At 71.9% G+C, this 15,244-nt stretch carries 17 protein-coding genes and 1 riboswitch; of the genes, 6 read left to right on the top strand and 11 right to left on the bottom strand.

The window, feature by feature from the left end; all coding sequences use genetic code 11:
- Positions 1-120: 120 nt before the first annotated feature.
- From ACWDBB_RS15165 to ACWDBB_RS15155, 3 genes are all read left to right on the top strand, one after another.
- Positions 121-1,401, top strand: a complete 1,281-nt coding sequence (locus tag ACWDBB_RS15165; protein ID WP_449790092.1) for an extracellular solute-binding protein — start codon at positions 121-123, stop codon at positions 1,399-1,401.
- Between the two features lie 238 nt (positions 1,402-1,639).
- Positions 1,640-2,725, top strand: a complete 1,086-nt coding sequence (locus ACWDBB_RS15160) for an SIS domain-containing protein (protein ID WP_449790002.1) — start codon at positions 1,640-1,642, stop codon at positions 2,723-2,725.
- Positions 2,726-3,242: 517 nt separating this feature from the next.
- Positions 3,243-4,763, top strand: a complete 1,521-nt coding sequence (locus ACWDBB_RS15155; RefSeq protein WP_449790001.1) for a sensor histidine kinase — start codon at positions 3,243-3,245, stop codon at positions 4,761-4,763.
- Between the two features lie 485 nt (positions 4,764-5,248).
- Here the strand turns inward: ACWDBB_RS15155 and ACWDBB_RS15150 are convergent, their stop codons facing one another.
- The gene (locus tag ACWDBB_RS15150; RefSeq protein ID WP_014138019.1) at positions 5,249-5,500 is read right to left on the bottom strand and encodes a WhiB family transcriptional regulator; all 252 of its coding nucleotides are present in this window, start codon (positions 5,498-5,500) and stop codon (positions 5,249-5,251) included.
- Between the two features lie 368 nt (positions 5,501-5,868).
- Positions 5,869-6,840, bottom strand: a complete 972-nt coding sequence (locus tag ACWDBB_RS15145; protein ID WP_449790000.1) for a diacylglycerol/lipid kinase family protein — start codon at positions 6,838-6,840, stop codon at positions 5,869-5,871.
- 50 nt (positions 6,841-6,890) lie between these two features.
- Between ACWDBB_RS15145 and ACWDBB_RS15140 the strand changes: the two genes are divergently transcribed.
- On the top strand, positions 6,891-7,319 hold the full coding sequence (locus ACWDBB_RS15140; protein WP_449789999.1) for a hypothetical protein: 429 nt from the start codon (positions 6,891-6,893) through the stop codon (positions 7,317-7,319).
- A gap of 71 nt (positions 7,320-7,390) precedes the next feature.
- Here ACWDBB_RS15140 and ACWDBB_RS15135 read toward each other — a convergent pair whose 3' ends face one another.
- The 8 genes from ACWDBB_RS15135 to sodN form a co-directional block, all read right to left on the bottom strand.
- The gene (locus tag ACWDBB_RS15135; RefSeq protein ID WP_449789998.1) at positions 7,391-8,404 is read right to left on the bottom strand and encodes an RNA polymerase sigma factor SigF; all 1,014 of its coding nucleotides are present in this window, start codon (positions 8,402-8,404) and stop codon (positions 7,391-7,393) included.
- Positions 8,405-8,573: 169 nt separating this feature from the next.
- Positions 8,574-8,984: an anti-sigma regulatory factor gene (locus tag ACWDBB_RS15130; RefSeq protein ID WP_449789997.1), complete on the bottom strand. Its 411-nt coding sequence runs from the start codon at positions 8,982-8,984 to the stop codon at positions 8,574-8,576.
- Positions 8,985-9,174: 190 nt separating this feature from the next.
- Positions 9,175-9,651, bottom strand: a complete 477-nt coding sequence (locus ACWDBB_RS15125) for a GNAT family N-acetyltransferase (protein ID WP_392873255.1) — start codon at positions 9,649-9,651, stop codon at positions 9,175-9,177.
- A gap of 10 nt (positions 9,652-9,661) precedes the next feature.
- Positions 9,662-10,045 carry a nuclear transport factor 2 family protein gene (locus ACWDBB_RS15120; protein WP_449789996.1) on the bottom strand — a complete coding sequence of 128 codons (384 nt, stop codon included), beginning with the start codon at positions 10,043-10,045 and terminating at the stop codon, positions 9,662-9,664.
- Between the two features lie 88 nt (positions 10,046-10,133).
- Positions 10,134-11,126, bottom strand: a complete 993-nt coding sequence (locus ACWDBB_RS15115) for an ABC transporter substrate-binding protein (RefSeq protein WP_449789995.1) — start codon at positions 11,124-11,126, stop codon at positions 10,134-10,136.
- A 29-nt stretch (positions 11,127-11,155) separates the two neighbouring features.
- Positions 11,156-11,965 (bottom strand): ABC transporter ATP-binding protein, encoded by an 810-nt coding sequence (locus ACWDBB_RS15110; protein ID WP_449790091.1) that lies wholly within the window; start codon positions 11,963-11,965, stop codon positions 11,156-11,158.
- A 5-nt stretch (positions 11,966-11,970) separates the two neighbouring features.
- Complete coding sequence (locus ACWDBB_RS15105) at positions 11,971-13,050, bottom strand: FecCD family ABC transporter permease (RefSeq protein WP_449789994.1); 1,080 nt, start codon at positions 13,048-13,050, stop codon at positions 11,971-11,973.
- Positions 13,051-13,142: 92 nt separating this feature from the next.
- Positions 13,143-13,291: riboswitch (cobalamin riboswitch) on the bottom strand.
- A gap of 88 nt (positions 13,292-13,379) precedes the next feature.
- Entirely contained in the window at positions 13,380-13,775 is a 396-nt protein-coding gene (gene sodN, locus ACWDBB_RS15100; protein ID WP_045699892.1) for a superoxide dismutase, Ni, read from the bottom strand.
- Positions 13,776-14,044: 269 nt separating this feature from the next.
- Between sodN and sodX the strand changes: the two genes are divergently transcribed.
- Entirely contained in the window at positions 14,045-14,407 is a 363-nt protein-coding gene (sodX, locus tag ACWDBB_RS15095; protein ID WP_449790090.1) for a nickel-type superoxide dismutase maturation protease, read from the top strand.
- Between the two features lie 58 nt (positions 14,408-14,465).
- Here the strand turns inward: sodX and ACWDBB_RS15090 are convergent, their stop codons facing one another.
- Positions 14,466-15,047 carry a CGNR zinc finger domain-containing protein gene (locus tag ACWDBB_RS15090; RefSeq protein WP_449789993.1) on the bottom strand — a complete coding sequence of 194 codons (582 nt, stop codon included), beginning with the start codon at positions 15,045-15,047 and terminating at the stop codon, positions 14,466-14,468.
- 113 nt (positions 15,048-15,160) lie between these two features.
- Here ACWDBB_RS15090 and ACWDBB_RS15085 point away from each other — a divergent pair.
- Positions 15,161-15,244: chitinase C-terminal domain-containing protein (locus ACWDBB_RS15085; RefSeq protein WP_449790089.1), on the top strand; the 84-nt coding region annotated here is incomplete at its 3' end.

Here is a 15,244-nt window from a genome sequence, read left to right as displayed (position 1 = left end):
GCCCCCTGTCCGGACCCTCCGCCACGGGCGACGCCAATCACGCTGCCGGCGGGCAACACGGCTCTACAACCCTCGGAGGATGGCGTGAAGAAGCGTCAGCTCATCTCGACGCTCGGGACCATGGCACTGGCGGTCGGTCTGACGGCCTGTTCCTCGACCGCGAAGCCCGCGGGCGGCGGCGTTCCCGCCGGCTCCGCGGACGCGAAGGGCGCCGCCGGCACCGTCACCGTCTGGCTGATGGACGACGCCCAGAAGAACTGGCCGGACCTGGTCCAGCGGGTCAACGACGAGTTCGCGGCGAAGTACCCGAACATCAGCCTCAAGCTCGTCTACCAGGGTTGGGCCGACAAGGTCGGCAAGCTCGACAAGGCCATCGCCGACGGCAGCGCCCCCGACGTGGTCGAGCTGGGCAACACCGAGACCATGAAGTACGTGCTCTCCGGCGCGCTGGCCCCGGTGGACCGCGGCACCTTCGACAACTCCGACAGCTGGATCAAGGCGCTCGCCAACACCTGCACGTACCAGGACAAGCTCTGGTGCGTGCCCTACTACGCCGGCTCCCGGGTCGCCATCTACAACTCCACCGCCTTCCAGCAGGCCACCGGCAGCGCCGACTTCCCGAAGACGGAGACGGAGCTGCTGACCGCGCTGGACAAGATCGCGGAACGGAACAAGGCCGACAAGACCTTCTCCCCGCTGTACCTGCCCGGCCCGTACTGGTACGCCGCGATGAGCTACGTGGCCGCGTACGGCGGCGCCATCGCCAAGTTCGACGGCTCCGGCAACTGGCACGGCACCCTGCACGACCCCAAGTCCCAGCAGGGCATAGCCCACTTCGTCGACCTGGTGCGCAAGTACAACAAGGGCGACCTGACGGTCAACGAGCAGAACCAGTTCGAGTCGATGGCCCGCGGGCACGCCGCGTCCTTCTACGGCAACGGCTACGAGGCGGCCAGCGTCACCGCGCCGGTCACCGGCGACCCGAGCCTCAAGGACGCCGTCAAGGTGGCCACCATGCCCGGCCCGGACGGCAAGCCGCTGCCGACCTTCATCGGCGGCTCCGACCTCGCCCTCACCGCCAAGTCCCAGCAGGCGGCGGCGGCCACCGACTGGATCCGGATGTTCACCGGCACCAAGTCCCAGCAGGCGCTGGCCGACAAGGACATCCTGCCGAACAACCTGACCCAGCTGAACCCGTTGAAGAACAAGCCGACCACCGCCGCCGCGGCCAACGCCGTCCCGGACGCCTGGTTCACCCCGCTGGCACCCGGCTGGGGCGCGATCGAGAAGCAGAAGATCATCCCGGACATGCTGGCCTCGATCCTCAAGGGCAAGTCGGTGGACCAGGCCACCAAGGAGGCGGACGCCGCGATCGACCAGCTGATCAACAAGGCGTCCTGACCTTCCGTCGCGGCCCGTCGCGGTGTGCCCCTCCGGCCTCCGGAGGGGCACGTCCGTCCGGCCTCCGGAGGGGCGCGTCCGTCCGCGCGGGGTGCGCGGACGGAGTGCCCGGCGGCAGGTGCGACCGTAGGATTGCCGCACGAAGTACCGCAGCGAGTGTGCGGACTCGCCGCCGTGGAGGTCCCCGCCGGGCAGCCGCCCGGGCGGGGTCGAAGCGTCTCATCGGAGGCAGACCCAGATGTCCGACCCGCAGACTGTTCCCGTCCCCGGCCGGATCATGGCGGCGGAGATGGCCGAGCAGCCGGCCGTCCTCCAGCGCATCCTCGACGAGGGTGCCCCGAAGATCCGCGAGGTCGCCGCGCAGATCGCCGCCCGCAAGCCGCGGTTCGTCCTGCTCACCGCGCGCGGCACGTCCGACAACGCCGCGCTGTACGCCAAGTACCTGATCGAGATCCTGCTGGGCAAGCCGGCCGGACTGACCTCGATGTCCACCACCACCGCGTACGGGGCCAAGCCGGACCTCACCGACGTCCTGGTCGTCACCGTCAGCCAGTCCGGCGGCTCGCCCGACCTGGTGGCCTCCACCAAGGCCGCCCGCGAGGCCGGCGCCATCACCCTCGCGGTGACCAACAACGCCGCCTCGCCGCTGGCCGAGGTCTCCGAGTTCCACATCGACGTGCTGGCCGGCCCGGAGAAGGCGCTGCCGGCCACCAAGACCTACACCGCCGAGCTGCTGGCGCTCTACCTGCTGGTCGAGGGCCTCGCGGGGGCATGGGGGTACCCCCTGCCGAAGGCTGGGGGAGGCTCGGCCGCCGAGGGGCTGCCGGCGCTGGCCGCCGGGGTGCTGGCGCGCGGGGCCGAGGTGAAGGCGCTGGCGGAGCGCTACCGCTTCGCCCAGCGCCTGGTGATCACCTCGCGCGGCTACGGCTACCCGACCGCCCGCGAGGCGGCGCTCAAGCTGATGGAGACCACCTACATCCCGGCCACCCCGTTCTCCGGCGCGGACCTGCTGCACGGTCCGCTGGCCATGGTGGACAACGTCTCGCCGGTCATCGCGATCGTCCCGGACGGCAAGGGCGGCGAGGCCCTCCAGCCGGTGCTGGACCGCCTGCGCGGGCGCGGCGCGGACCTGGTGGTGGTCGGCCGGCAGGCGCAGGTGGACGCGGCCTCGGCGGGCTTCGCGCTGCCGGCCGGCGTGCCCGAGGAGGTGCAGCCGATCCTGGAGATCCTGCCGCTGCAGCTGCTGGCCTACGAGGTCACCATCGCCCGCGGCCAGGACCCGGACGCCCCGCGCGCCCTGGCCAAGGTCACCGAGACGCGGTAGGCCCGTCTCTTGGATCCCGTCGGCCCCGGAAAGGATCCGGGAGACGGGCCCTGACCCCACCCCGGGCGAGGAGTCGGCCCCCGGTCCACAGGTCTGTGGACCGGGGGCCGACTTCCTGAGCGGCGGACAGGTGGTTCCGGGGGTGGAAAGCACTACGGGCCACGGCGCCGACACGGGACCCTCAACCCGTGCGGCACCGCAGCCCGGAGCTGTCGTCGGGCGCCGGAGTCGATCGAGAACTGTGCGGGGTCCTCGATCTGCGGCGTCCGACCGAGGAGGGGTCGCGCGCGGTCAGGGCAGTTGCGCGGGGGCCTCTCCTTGGTGCTCTTTCATTGTGGACTAGACCAATCTCGGTTGTCCAGGCCTCTCGGAAAATTGGTCTAAACAACTCCGGGGGTGGCAGGGCCCGGCGCCGGGCCTCCCGCCGGACTCGCCCTGGCCCTCCCGCAGGCGTACCCGCAGGCCCGCTCACAGGTCCGCCGCGCCCCGCCGGGACCGGCGGCGATACGCTCGCCATGTGCCCTCGCTGAACGAACTCGTCCGCCGCCACACCACCCTCACCGGGGCCGACGTGGAATGGCTCCACCACCTGGTCTCGGAGTGGCAGCTGCTCTCCGACCTCTCCTTCGCCGACCTGGTGCTGTGGATCCCCACCTGGGACGGCATCCGCTACGTCTCGGTGGCGCAGATGCGGCCCAACACCGGGCCCACCTCCTACCAGGACGACATGGTCGGCCACCTCGTCCCGCGCGGTCGCCGCCCGCTGCTGGACGCCGCCTTCGACGAGGGCCGGATCGTGCGCGAGGGCGACCCGGAGTGGCGCGAGGAGGTCCCGGTCCGGGTCGAGTCGATCCCGGTCCGGCGCGAGGGCAAGGTGCTGGGCGTGATCGCCCGCAACACCAACCTGCTGACCGTCCGCACCCCGAGCCGGCTGGAGCTCACCTACCTCCAGAGCGCCTCCGACCTGGCCCAGATGATCGCGGCCGGCTCCTTCCCGTTCCCCGACGTCGAGCAGGCCGACATGGACGCCGCGCCCCGGGTCGGCGACGGCCTGATCCGGCTGGACGCGGACGGCATCGTCACCTACGCCAGCCCCAACGCCCTCTCCGCCTACCACCGGCTCGGCCTCACCACCGACCTGGTCGGCAGCCACCTCGGCCGGGCCACCGCCGACCTCGCCCCGCCGTCCCGCTCGGCCGTCCACGAGGCGCTGGTGAAGCTGGCGAGCGGCTGGGCGCCCCGGCAGACCGAGGTCGAGGCGCAGGGCGGAGTGGTGACCCTGCGGGCGATCCCGCTCAAGCCCAAGGGCACTCTGACGGGTTCGCTGGTGCTGTGCCGGGACGTCACCGAGCTGCGCCGCCGGGACCGCGAGCTGATGACCAAGGACGCCACCATCCGGGAGATCCACCACCGGGTGAAGAACAACCTCCAGACCGTCGCGGCCCTGCTGCGGCTGCAGTCCCGCCGGATGGACTCGGAGTCCGGCCGGGCCGCGCTGGACGAGGCGGTGCGCCGGGTCGGCTCGATCGCGATCGTGCACGAGACGCTCTCCCAGGCGCTGGACGAGCAGGTGGCCTTCGACGAGATCGCCGACCGGGTGCTGGCGATGGTGATGGAGCTGTCCCAGGACGGCCGGGTGGCGACCCGCCGCACCGGCAGCTTCGGCATCCTGTCCGCCGAGGTGGCGACCCCCCTGTCGATGGTGCTGACCGAACTGCTCCAGAACGCCCTGGAGCACGCGTTCGGCCCGACCGCCTCCGGGAACCTGGAGGTCAGCGCGCTGCGCGGCCGGGCCCCGGCGACCGGGAAGGGCTGGTCGGACAGCTGGAACGGCGGCGCCCGGCCGGAGGAGTACCTGCTGATCACGGTGCAGGACGACGGCCGCGGCATGCCTGAGGGGTTCGACCCGAAGACGGCGGGCAACCTCGGGCTGCAGATCGTCCGGACGCTGGCCACCGGTGAGCTCGGCGGCACCTTCGACATGGTGGCCGGCCCGAACGGCGGGACCAAGGTGGTCCTGGAGATCCCGGTCCGCTGAGGCCGCGCGAAGTGCGCGAAGGTGTGCGGCGTGCACGAAAGTGTGGGACGTGCGCGAAGGTGCGTGGCGGGGGCGTGTACGCGGCGGAAGCGCCGGGTGCACGCTCCACGCACCGGCGTGCGGAAGCAGGCGCGCAACTGGGTGCGCAACCGGGAGGCGGAAACAGAAACGAGGCCCTGTCGACCGGGGGGGGGTGGGTCGACAGGGCCTCTCAACCCGTTCCGGCCGTCGGGGGGAGTCGGCCGGAGCGGGGGCTCTGGGTGGTGCGACACCTCGCCGGTGCGTTGCACACGGTGAGCGCCACGGCTCCACGATATTGCTCTAAGTGAACAGTATCAAGTGCCTGGGCGGGTCCGGTGTCGCGGGACCTGGCTGGGCGAGGTCCTTTGTACGGAAGGCTTCACCAGGAGGTGCAGGGAAGCCTTTGATCATGTGTCGATCGGTACTGCGTTGCTGCTGGTGCTACGGCGTGTGATCGCGGGCGATCAGGCGGTGCGGGCGCGGTTGCGGGCGGCGCGGCGCTTCATCGCGCGACGCTCGTCCTCGCTCATGCCGCCCCAGACGCCGGCGTCCTGGCCGGTCTCGAGCGCCCACTGGAGGCACTGCTCCATCACCGGACAGCGGCGGCACACGGCCTTGGCTTCCTCGATCTGCAGCAGAGCAGGACCGGTGTTCCCGATCGGGAAGAACAGCTCCGGGTCCTCTTCGCGGCAGACAGCGCGGTGGCGCCAGTCCATGGTCGTCCAACTCCTCCTGCCGCGGGGGGTGGCCCGATCGGCATAATCGAATGGCTTGTGAATGTGAACGCTTTCACGAATCCCGCAACAGCAAAAGAGACCAAAGGCCCGCCGGGCCCGGGTGGTCTGTGCTGAGGGGATTCGGCGATTCGAGGGACGAACCGCGGTCGGCGCTCCTGTGGTTCCGGAGTTGCCGTCGCTGCGATGTGTCCCGATCGCCATGTAGAGGTTCGCAAACCTCGGGCTCGGATACAACCCCCTTCGGGGAGGAATTTTGGATTCTTCGGTGTCGCCTAGCTCACAGCCAGTACTTCTATGGAGTGAAGGGGGCTTGTGCGTTCGAGAAGAAGGAGGAACCCCCCTTCCAGTCACACAATCACACGCAGTGCCCGCCGTACGCCTGTGAAACTGACGCGACTCCTGTCTCCAAGATGGTCCCCGTCGACCTGGAACGGGGCCGCTTCCTCCGAAACCAAGGTGAAGTGTCTGACGTCGTGATAGGAGACGACGTGCTTCCCGGAGGGACCGGCCGGAGGGGCGCCGTCGCTCGAAGGCGCGTACGACCGCAGGATCTGACGGACCGTTCGAGCCGTGCCGAACGCCGTCATCCGGGTGATGCCGAAGACGTCCAGATCCGTGTCGAAGGAGGCGAGCGGTGAGGGGTAGACCGGACGGTTGCCGAGGAAGGTCCACGGCGAGGTGTTGCTGACTATCGACAGGACCAGACCCGAAACCCGCTCGCGGCCAGGCAGCTCAAGGGAGACCGGGCCGGAACGGCGCTGCTCACGCTGGGTGAAGTAGTGCCGCAGGGCCTGGCCGACGTACAGGGCGTGGGTGGACTTGCGCCCGGCCCGTCGCTGTGCCTCGACCCGGCCGACCACCCCGGCGTCGAAGCCGAGGCCGGCGGTGAAGGTGAACCAGCGGTCCGGCAGCCCCTCCGTCATCGCCTTGCCCAGCCCGATCGGCCGCTCCCGGCCGTGCTCCAGCGCGTCCAACAGGACGCCGGTGGCCTCCACCGGGTCGTTGGGCAGGCCCAGCGCGCGGGCGAACACATTGGTCGAACCGCCCGGCACCACGGCCAGTCGCGGGACCTTCTCGCCCGGGCCGTGCGCCAGCAGCCCGTTCACCACCTCGTTGACGGTGCCGTCCCCGCCCAGCGCCACCACCAGGTCGACCGTGCCGTCCTCCGCCGCCTCGCGGGCCAGGTCGCGCGCGTGGCCCCGGTACTGGGTCTCGGCGACCTCCAGCTTGAGATCACTGCGCAGGGCGTGGATCAGGACGTCCCTGGTCCGGCCACTGGTGGTGGTGGCCTTGTGGTTCACGACCAGGAGAGCGCGCATGGGGAAAGCCTACGGGTCGGTACGGACCAACCGGCGGCTACCCTGCTGGAGTGACCGCAGAAACCTCCGCCCCCGCACCCTCGGCCGGCTCCGGGCGCCCGGCCTCCCTGACGCTGGGCGCCGCCATCACCGCCCTGGAGGGCGTCGCGCTGGCCCTCGTCGGCGTCTCGGACATGGTGTCCGCGCTGGCCGGCCAGGCCAAGCAGCTCGCCCTGAACGAGTTCGGCGGAGCGGTCATCGTGCTGCTCGGTGTGCTGCCGGTGCTGGCCGCCCGCGCGCTGCTCAGGGAGCGCCGCTGGGGCCGCAGCCCGGCCGTGCTGACCAACTCGATCTGCCTGCCGGTCGCCTACTACATGGTCGAGAGCGGCGGCGCGATGATCGCGGTCGGCGCGCTGGTCGGCGTGCTCGGCCTGGTGGGCATCGGCTGCCTGCTGAACCCGAAGTCGACGGCGGCCCTGTACGCCCCGTCCGAGGACTAGGGCACACAGGGCCGGGGCACGCGGGGCCGGGAGTCGTACGCGCGGCCGCCCGAGCTGAGCGGCCGTCAGTCCTACTCCTCCACCAGGAGCTTCTCCCGCAGCTGTGCCAAGGTCCGGGCGAGCAGCCGGGACACGTGCATCTGGGAGATCCCCACCTCGGCGGCGATCTGCGACTGGGTCATGTTCCGGAAGAACCGCAGCACCAGGATCTTCTGTTCCCGGGGCGGCAGTTGGGCCAGCAGCGGCTTGAGCGACTCGCGGTACTCGACGCCCTCCAGCGCCTCGTCGGTGGCGCCCAGGGTGTCCGCGACGGCCGGCGACTCGTCGTCGCTGTCCGGCACGTCCAGGGACAGCGTGGAGTACGCGTTGGCGGACTCCAGGCCCTCCAGGACGTCCTCCTCGGAGATCCCCAGGTGCTCGGCCAGCTCGTGCACCGTGGGGGAGCGGCCGTGCCGCTGGGAGAGCTCGCTGGTCGCCGTGGTGAGCGACAGCCGCAGCTCCTGGAGCCTGCGCGGGACGCGCACCGCCCAGCCCTTGTCGCGGAAGTGCCGCTTGATCTCCCCGACGATGGTCGGCGTCGCGTAGGTGGAGAACTCGACCCCGCGCTCGTGGTCGAAGCGGTCCACCGACTTGATCAGGCCGATGGTGGCGACCTGGGTCAGGTCGTCCAGCGGCTCGCCCCGGTTGCGGAAGCGCCGGGCCAGGTGCTCGACCAGCGGGATGTGCATCCGCACCAGCTGGTTGCGCAGCTCGACTCGCTCCGGGGAGCCCTCGGGCAGCGCGGACAGCCGGACGAACAGCGCGCGGGCGGCCTCCCGGTCCGGGGCGCCGGTGCGGTGCGAGCCCTGGGTGGGGACGGTGCCGTGCAGCTCGGCCTCGTCCGCCGGGTCCGTCCCGTCCGCCGGGTCCGGCGGGGGCACGGCGGCAGGCGTCGGCTCGGACGTCGGCTCGGTGGGGTGGCTCATCCGCTGGGCGTCCTTCGGGTGCGCTTCGTCGTTGGCGGCGAGGCCGGGAACGCTCGCCTGGGTCGGTACGGCAGGTCCCGCCGTCGCGAGGCCGGTACGGTCCAGATCACTCACGGCCATTCCCCCGTTCCGTTCCGGGAGCACCGGGGCCGGCGGCCCCGGAATCGTCTCGTTGGTCGTACCGCGTGGGCGGCGGTACCGGGAGCCGTCCGTCGGGCCCCGGGGCGGGGATCGGCGGACGGCCCTTGCGCGGGTGCTGCTCGGTCGTGCGGTTCGGCTCGGCGCCCGGCTAGTGGGCGGCGGAGCCGCCGCGCTTCTTGTGCAGGCTGATCGACACGGTGTTGTCCTCGCCGACCGAGGAGTCGACCTCGCCGGCCAGGGCGGAGAGCACCGTCCAGGCGAAGGTGTCCCGCTCGGGGGCCTTGCCGTCGGTGGTCGGGGCGGAGACGGTGACCTTCAGCGAGTCGCCGACCAGCCGGAACTCGCAGGACAGGACGGAGCCGGGCACCGCCTGCTGGAGCAGGATGGCGCAGGCCTCGTCGACCGCGATCCGCAGGTCCTCGATCTCGTCGAGCGTGAAGTCCAGCCGGGCCGCCAACCCGGCCGTCGCTGTTCGCAGGACGGAGAGGTAGGCCCCCGCTGCGGGCAGCCGGACCTCCACGAAGTCCTGAACACCGAGATCGCCGTCGATCTGGGACACCCTTGCCTCCTGGGCGACGCGCCGTGCCTTCTTTGGTACCCCGCTTGTTACCGCTTGCTACCCCCGAAGGGGGGCCGGCGCGGCGGATCCGCCATCGCTCTGCCTTCCGCAACCCCGGTTCGGGAGTTACTCATGGTAAGGCATTGCGACGCAGGGTGGCAGACCCTTTCCCCGGACTCCGGAGGGCCGTTCAGCGCCGTCCGGCGTCGGCCAGCGCCTCGTCGGTGAGCCGGTACACCGTCCACTCGTCCATCGGCACCGCGCCGATGGACTTGTAGAAGTCGATCGAGGGCTGGTTCCAGTCCAGGACCGACCACTCGACCCGGGAGTAGCCGCGCTCGACGGCGATCCGGGCCAGTTCCAGCAGCAGCGCCTTGCCGTGGCCGCCGCCGCGGGACTGCGGGCGGACGTACAGGTCCTCCAGGTAGATCCCGTGGGTGCCGCGCCAGGTCGAGAAGTTGCGGAACCAGACCGCGAAGCCGACCGGCTCACCGGTGGTGTCGTCCTCGGCGATCAGCCCGAACAGGGCCGGGTTCTCGCCGAACAGGGCCTGGTGCAGCTGCTCCTCGGTGGCCTTCGCCTCGTGCAGTGCCTGCTCGTAGTCCGCGAGTTCGCGGATCATGGCGTGGATGACGGGGACGTCGGTGGCGACAGCGGTGCGGATCATGCCAGTGAGCCTACTGCTCGGGACCGGTCTCGTCCCAGGCCTGGACGGAGGTCTGGTCGACGATCCGCCCGTCCCGCAGCCCGGCCATCGAGGACATCAGCACCCGGACGCCGTCCGGGTACCGGCAGGACTCCAGGAAGGCGACGTGGTCGCCCTGGACCACCACCTGTTCCAGCTTGTGGGTCATCTCGCGGCTGTAGATGTCGTCCAGCATGGCGCCGATCTCCTCCCGCCCGTGCATCACCAGGGGGTGGCTGGGCTGGGTCTTGCGATCGACCATGCGCAGTTCGGCGTCCTCCGCGTAGAGCGCGAGGAGGGTCTCGGCGTCGCGGCGCTCGATGCCCTGGCGCAGTGCGCGGGTGTCGAAGGCGGCGGGGGTCGCCGTGGTGGTCATGATCTCGCTCCTCCGGTCGGGTTCCGTCGGCTCGTACCTTGAGCGTACGCCCGGCCGCCCGGGGCCGGAGGAGCGGGAGCGGGACCGGTCAGCGGGCCGGGACGGTGCTCAGGTACCCGGCCAGCGCGCCGACCGCGGCCGGGTTGCGCGGGCTCTCCACCAGGTCGACGTAGTCCATGACGAAGATCCGGTCGTTCCTGATCGCGGCGACGTCGGCCAGCGGCGGGAAGGACTTGAGGAACTGCCGCTTCTCCTCGGCCCCGGGCGTCGCGTAGTCGTTGATCACGATCACCTCGGGGTCGCGCTCCACCACGCTCTCCCAGCCGGCCGTGACCCAGGTGTCGGCGAGGTCGCCCATGATGTTGGTCCCGCCGGCCTTGGCGATGATCTCGTTGGCGGCGGCGAACTTCCCGGCGGTGTACGGCTTGTCCTGCCCGCTGTCGTACAGGAAGACGGACGGGTGGCGCTCGGGCTGCGGGACGGCGGCGATCTGCGCCTTGAAGTCGGCGATCAGCTTGTCGGCGCGGTCCTTGACGTCGAAGATCTCGCCGAGGTTGGCCAGGTCGGTGTAGAGCGCCTCCAGCGGGTCCATCACGCCGCGCACGGTGCCCCTGCCGGTGCGGCAGGACTCGCTGAGCACGTACGAGTCGACGCCGAGCGCCTTGAAGGCCTGCGGGGTGACGCCGCTGCCCTCGTCGAAGCCGTAGTGCCAGCCGGCGAAGACCAGGTCGGCCTTGGCGTCCAGGGCGATCTCCTTGGTGAGCACCTTCTTGGAGAGCCAGGTGGTCTGCTGGTAGCCGTCCTTCCAGGCGACCTTGTCGATCTGCCCCTTGTCGTCGGGCATCACGTAGCCGGCCATCCGGTCGGCGAGGCCCAGGGAGAGCATCAGCTCGGTGATGTTGACGTCGTTGGTCACCACCCGGGCGGGCTTCCGGTCGAAGGTGAGCTTCTCGCCACAGTTGTCCACCGCCACCGGGTAGTGGGCGGAGGCGGTGGCGGTCTCCTTGGGGGCGATCTCGGCGCCGCAGGCGGTGAGTCCGAGGGTGAGCAGGGCGGTGGCGGCAACGGCCTTGGTGCGCACGGTGGTTCCTCTGGGCAGGGGAGGGCGGATCAGACGGGGTGGTCGAGACGGTCGAACAGCAGCTGGAGGGCACCGCTCTCCGGGTGCCGCACCGGGGTGGCCCGGACGCCGAACACCTCGGCCAGCAGGGCGGGTCGGAGCACCTCCTCGGGCGTGCCGGAGGCGACGATCCGGCCGGCCCGCAGCACGTACAGCAGGTCGCAGTGACCCGCCGCCAGGTTGAGGTCGTGCAGCGCGGTGAGCACCGTCGGGCCGGCCTCGCGGGCGAGCGCCAGCACCTCCAACTGGTGGGCGATGTCGAGGTGGTTGGTGGGTTCGTCCAGCACCAGCAGGCGCGGCTCCTGGACCAGGGCGCGGGCGAACAGCACCCGCTGCTTCTCGCCCCCGGACAGGCTCAGGAAGCCGCGCTCGGCCAGGTGCCCGGCCCGGACCTTGCGCAGCGCCTCGGCGCAGCGCTCCGCGTCCCCGTCGGTGGGGGCGCCGAAGCCGCGGCGGTGCGGCAGCCGGCCCATCGCGACCACCTCGGCGACGGTGAAGTCGAACTCGGCGGAGTGCTCCTGGGTCAGTGCGGCCACTCGGCGGGCCGTCTCGCGGGCGGTGAGGGCGTGCAGGTCGTCGCCGGCCAGCCGGACCGCGCCGCCGGCCGGCTTCAGCACCCGGTAGACGCAGCGCAGCAGCGTCGACTTCCCGCTGCCGTTCGGGCCGATGAGCCCGACCACCTGTCCGGCGGCGGCCGCCAGGCTCACCTCGTGGACCAGTCGGGTGCCGGCCGGCTCTACCGAGACGGCGTCGACGGCGAGGTCCTGGGCGTGCGCGGCCACGGCGGCCGCCTCGGTCACGTCGGTCACCGGGTGCCTCCGAAGGACTGGCCGCGGCGGCGCATCATCAGCAGGAAGGCGGGCACGCCGAGCACCGCGGTGAACACCCCGACGGGCAGTTCGGCGGGCGCCAGCAGGGTGCGCGAGGCGATGTCCACCCAGACCAGCAGCAGGGCCCCGGCGAGCGGGGCGATCACCAGCACCCGGCGGTGCCCGGCGCCGACCAGCATCCGGGCCAGGTGCGGCATCAGCAGCCCGACGAAGCCGATCGCCCCGCTGACCGCGACCACGGTGCCGGTGACGGCGGCGGTCACCACGAACAGCTCGCGGCGCAGCCGGTCCGGGTCCACGCCGAGCGAGGCGGAGGTCTCGTCGCCCATCGCGAGCGCGTCCAGCCGTCCGGCGGCGCAGGCCAGGTGGGCGAGGCCGGCCAGGACGGTGACGGCGGCGATCGGCACCGAGCCCCAGGTGGCGCCGCCGAGGCTGCCGAGCAGCCACATCATGGCGTCCCGGGCGGCCTCGCCGCGGTCGGCGGCGAAGACCATCAGGGTGGTGGCGGCGGAGAACCCGTAGGACAGGGCCGTGCCGGTGAGCACCAGGCGCAGCGGGGTGAGCCCGAACGCGGTGCGGGCGGCGAGGTAGACCAGCGTCATGGCGGCCAGGGCGGAGCCGAAGGCGGAGGCGGAGATCGCCCACACGCCGAGCGAGGCGAAGGCGCCGAACAGCAGGACGGCGTTGGCGCCGACGGCCGCGCCGGAGGAGATGCCGAGGACGAAGGGGTCGGCCAGCGCGTTGCGCACCAGGGCCTGGACGGCGACGCCGCAGGCGGCCAGTCCGGCGCCGACCACGGCGGCCAGTACGGTGCGCGGCAGCCGGATCTCCCAGACGATCGCGTACGCGGCCGCCTCGTCCGCCTCCAGTCGACCGCCCGTCAGCCCGGCGCCCAGCAGCCGCAGCACCCGGGGCAGGCCGAGCCCGGAGGAGCCGAGGGCGACCCCGCAGACCAGCGAGAGCAGGAGGGCGGCGCCGAGGCCGGCGGCGAGCGGGACGACGGGTGTGCGACGAGTGGGCGGGCCGACTGCACGGTCTGCGGGTGCGCGGTTCACGGGTGCGCCTTGCCTCGGGCCGGGGGTGCGCCGGGGCGGGCGCGGGCCGGGGCGTGCCGGGGCGCCGTTCCCCTCGCAGTCCACGGCGAGTTGTCGGGAGTTCGGCGGCCGAGGGTGATCGGGCTGGCGCGGCCGTACGGGCTGGTACGGGCCGTGCTCACCGTTGCGGGTCAGCGCCGGATTCACACCGGACTTCCCCCTCGGACGCCCTGGCAGCATAACAGCCACTCAGGGCAGGCAACCCTTACCGTTCGAGGATCGGGCGTGAACGCACGACCGCCCCCGTCCGGTGGTCCGGACGGGGGCGGTCGGGTGGCGACGCGTCAGGCTCAGGCCTGCTTGGTCTCCCAGAAGATCTTGTCGACCTCGGCGATCAGGTCCAGCAGGGCCTGGCCGGTGGCCGGGTCGGTGGACGCCTTGGCGGCCGAGGCGGCCTTCAGGGTGTCGTTGATCAGCTGGTGCAGCTGCGGGTACTTCTCGAAGTGCGGGGCCTTGAAGTAGTCGCTCCACAGCACCGAGATGTGGTGCTTGACGGCCTCGGCGCGCTGCTCCTTGATGATGATGGCGCGGGCGCGGAAGTGCGGGTCCTCGTTGGCCTGGTACTTCTCCTGGGTGGCCTTGACGGACTCGGCCTCGAGCTTGGCCTGCGCGGGGTCGTACACGCCGCAGGGCAGATCGCAGTGGGCGTGGGCGGTGGCACGCGGTGCAAACAGACGAGAGAACATGGGAGTCCTTCCTTAGATCGTCTTCCCGCGCCCGAGATTACCCTTCCGCCCGCCCGGTTTCGCGATCGGGCGGCGGGCCTAGGGCGAAAGACGGACCCGGAACCGGGGTATTCCGGACATCGGAGCGCTGACGGCCCGTACGGCAGACTGGGGGTACGGGCGGAGCGGGAGGAGGAGTCGTGGCGCGGAGCACGCGACCGGAGGACGTCGGAGCCGGGGACCGGGGCGGCGTGCTGCCGTTCGGGCTGGTCGACGTGGCGGGGCCGTCGATGGTCCCGACCCTGCGCGAGGGCGACCGGCTGCTGGTCCGGTACGGCGCGCCGATCCGGCCGGGCGCGGTGGTGGTCTTCCGGCACCCGTTCCAGCAGGACCTGCTGGTGGTGAAGCGGGCCGCCGAGCGCCGGCCCAAGGGCTGGTGGCTGCTGTCGGACAACCGCCCGGTGGACAGCGACAGCCGCAGTTACGGCGCCGTCCCGGACGAGCTGGTGCTCGGCCGGGTGCTGCTGCGGCTGAGCCCGAGCCCGGCCTGGCTGGCGCCGGGGCGCCGGCTGGAGCGGCTGCTGCTCACCCCGCGGCTGGCCCGGGTGCCGGGCCTGGCCCACCGGCTCGGCGCCTGGGTGGAGGAGGTCTGAGGCCCTGGGGCCCGGACTCCCGGGGCCTCGACCTCCCGGGGCCTGGGTTCGCGAGGGCCTAGGCCCGGCCCGCGGCCTCCGCCTCCTGGCGCTTGCGGGCCCGGTAGGCGGCCACGTTGGCGCGGGTCGCGCAGCGGTCCGAGCAGTAGCGGCGGGAGCGGTTGGTCGAGGTGTCCAGGTAGGCGTTGCGGCAGGGCGCGGCCTGGCAGATGCCGAGCCGGTCGGCGCCCAGCTCGGTCAGGTGGACGGCCAGGCCCATGCAGGCGACCGCGGTGTAGTGCGCGGTGGCGGTGGGGGAGTTGTCGGCCAGGTGCAGGTGCCAGCGCGGCCGCCCGGCGTCGTCCGGGTAGTCGTGTCCGGAGACCAGCGGGCTGACGGGGTACTCCATCAGCAGGCTGTTCAGCAGGTCGACGCCGCGGACCTCGTCGCCCTCGGCGGCGGCCTCGAAGACGCCGCGCAGCCTGGTCCGCACCGCCCGCAGCCGGGGCAGGTCGGACTCGTCGGCGAGGGCGGCGGCCCGCGAGGAGTCGGAGAACAGGCCGCGCACCGCCTCCACGGAGGTCAGCGCGTCGGTGCCGCGCTCGGGCTCCTCGGTGTTCACCAGCCGAACGGCGAGATCGGCGTAGGCGGCGAGCTCCACAGGGGTCCTTCCAGATTCGGTAACGGGCTGACTGCTTCCAGCCTATTACTCGTACGGCGTTCCGGCCTCCTTTCCCCGGCGGGAAAGGAGGCGGCGCCCGGCCCTTGATCGACATGGACTTCGTCTACTACCTGCCGGTGTCCACGCCGTCGAACTGGACGGTCAACGTGGGCGGCACGCTGTACGGGATCAAGGGC

It is taken from the genome of Kitasatospora sp. NPDC001095, assembly GCF_053598615.1.
Note: the sequence above shows the minus strand (reverse complement) of the source record. Positions and strands in the feature narration are given on the sequence as shown.

What these genes read in the sequence shown, in the direction of transcription:
- ACWDBB_RS15135 (WP_449789998.1), bottom strand. Translation starts at nt 8,404, where the DNA reads ATGGCCGTGAGTGATCTGGACCGTACCGGCCTCGCGACGGCGGGACCT.
- ACWDBB_RS15120 (WP_449789996.1), bottom strand. Translation starts at nt 10,045, where the DNA reads ATGACCACCACGGCGACCCCCGCCGCCTTCGACACCCGCGCACTGCGC.
- sodN (WP_045699892.1), bottom strand. Translation starts at nt 13,775, where the DNA reads ATGTTCTCTCGTCTGTTTGCACCGCGTGCCACCGCCCACGCCCACTGC.
- ACWDBB_RS15150 (WP_014138019.1), bottom strand. Translation starts at nt 5,500, where the DNA reads ATGGACTGGCGCCACCGCGCTGTCTGCCGCGAAGAGGACCCGGAGCTG.
- ACWDBB_RS15165 (WP_449790092.1), top strand. Translation starts at nt 121, where the DNA reads ATGGCACTGGCGGTCGGTCTGACGGCCTGTTCCTCGACCGCGAAGCCC.
- ACWDBB_RS15160 (WP_449790002.1), top strand. Translation starts at nt 1,640, where the DNA reads ATGTCCGACCCGCAGACTGTTCCCGTCCCCGGCCGGATCATGGCGGCG.
- ACWDBB_RS15145 (WP_449790000.1), bottom strand. Translation starts at nt 6,840, where the DNA reads ATGCGCGCTCTCCTGGTCGTGAACCACAAGGCCACCACCACCAGTGGC.
- sodX (WP_449790090.1), top strand. Translation starts at nt 14,045, where the DNA reads ATGGTCCCGACCCTGCGCGAGGGCGACCGGCTGCTGGTCCGGTACGGC.
- ACWDBB_RS15125 (WP_392873255.1), bottom strand. Translation starts at nt 9,651, where the DNA reads ATGATCCGCACCGCTGTCGCCACCGACGTCCCCGTCATCCACGCCATG.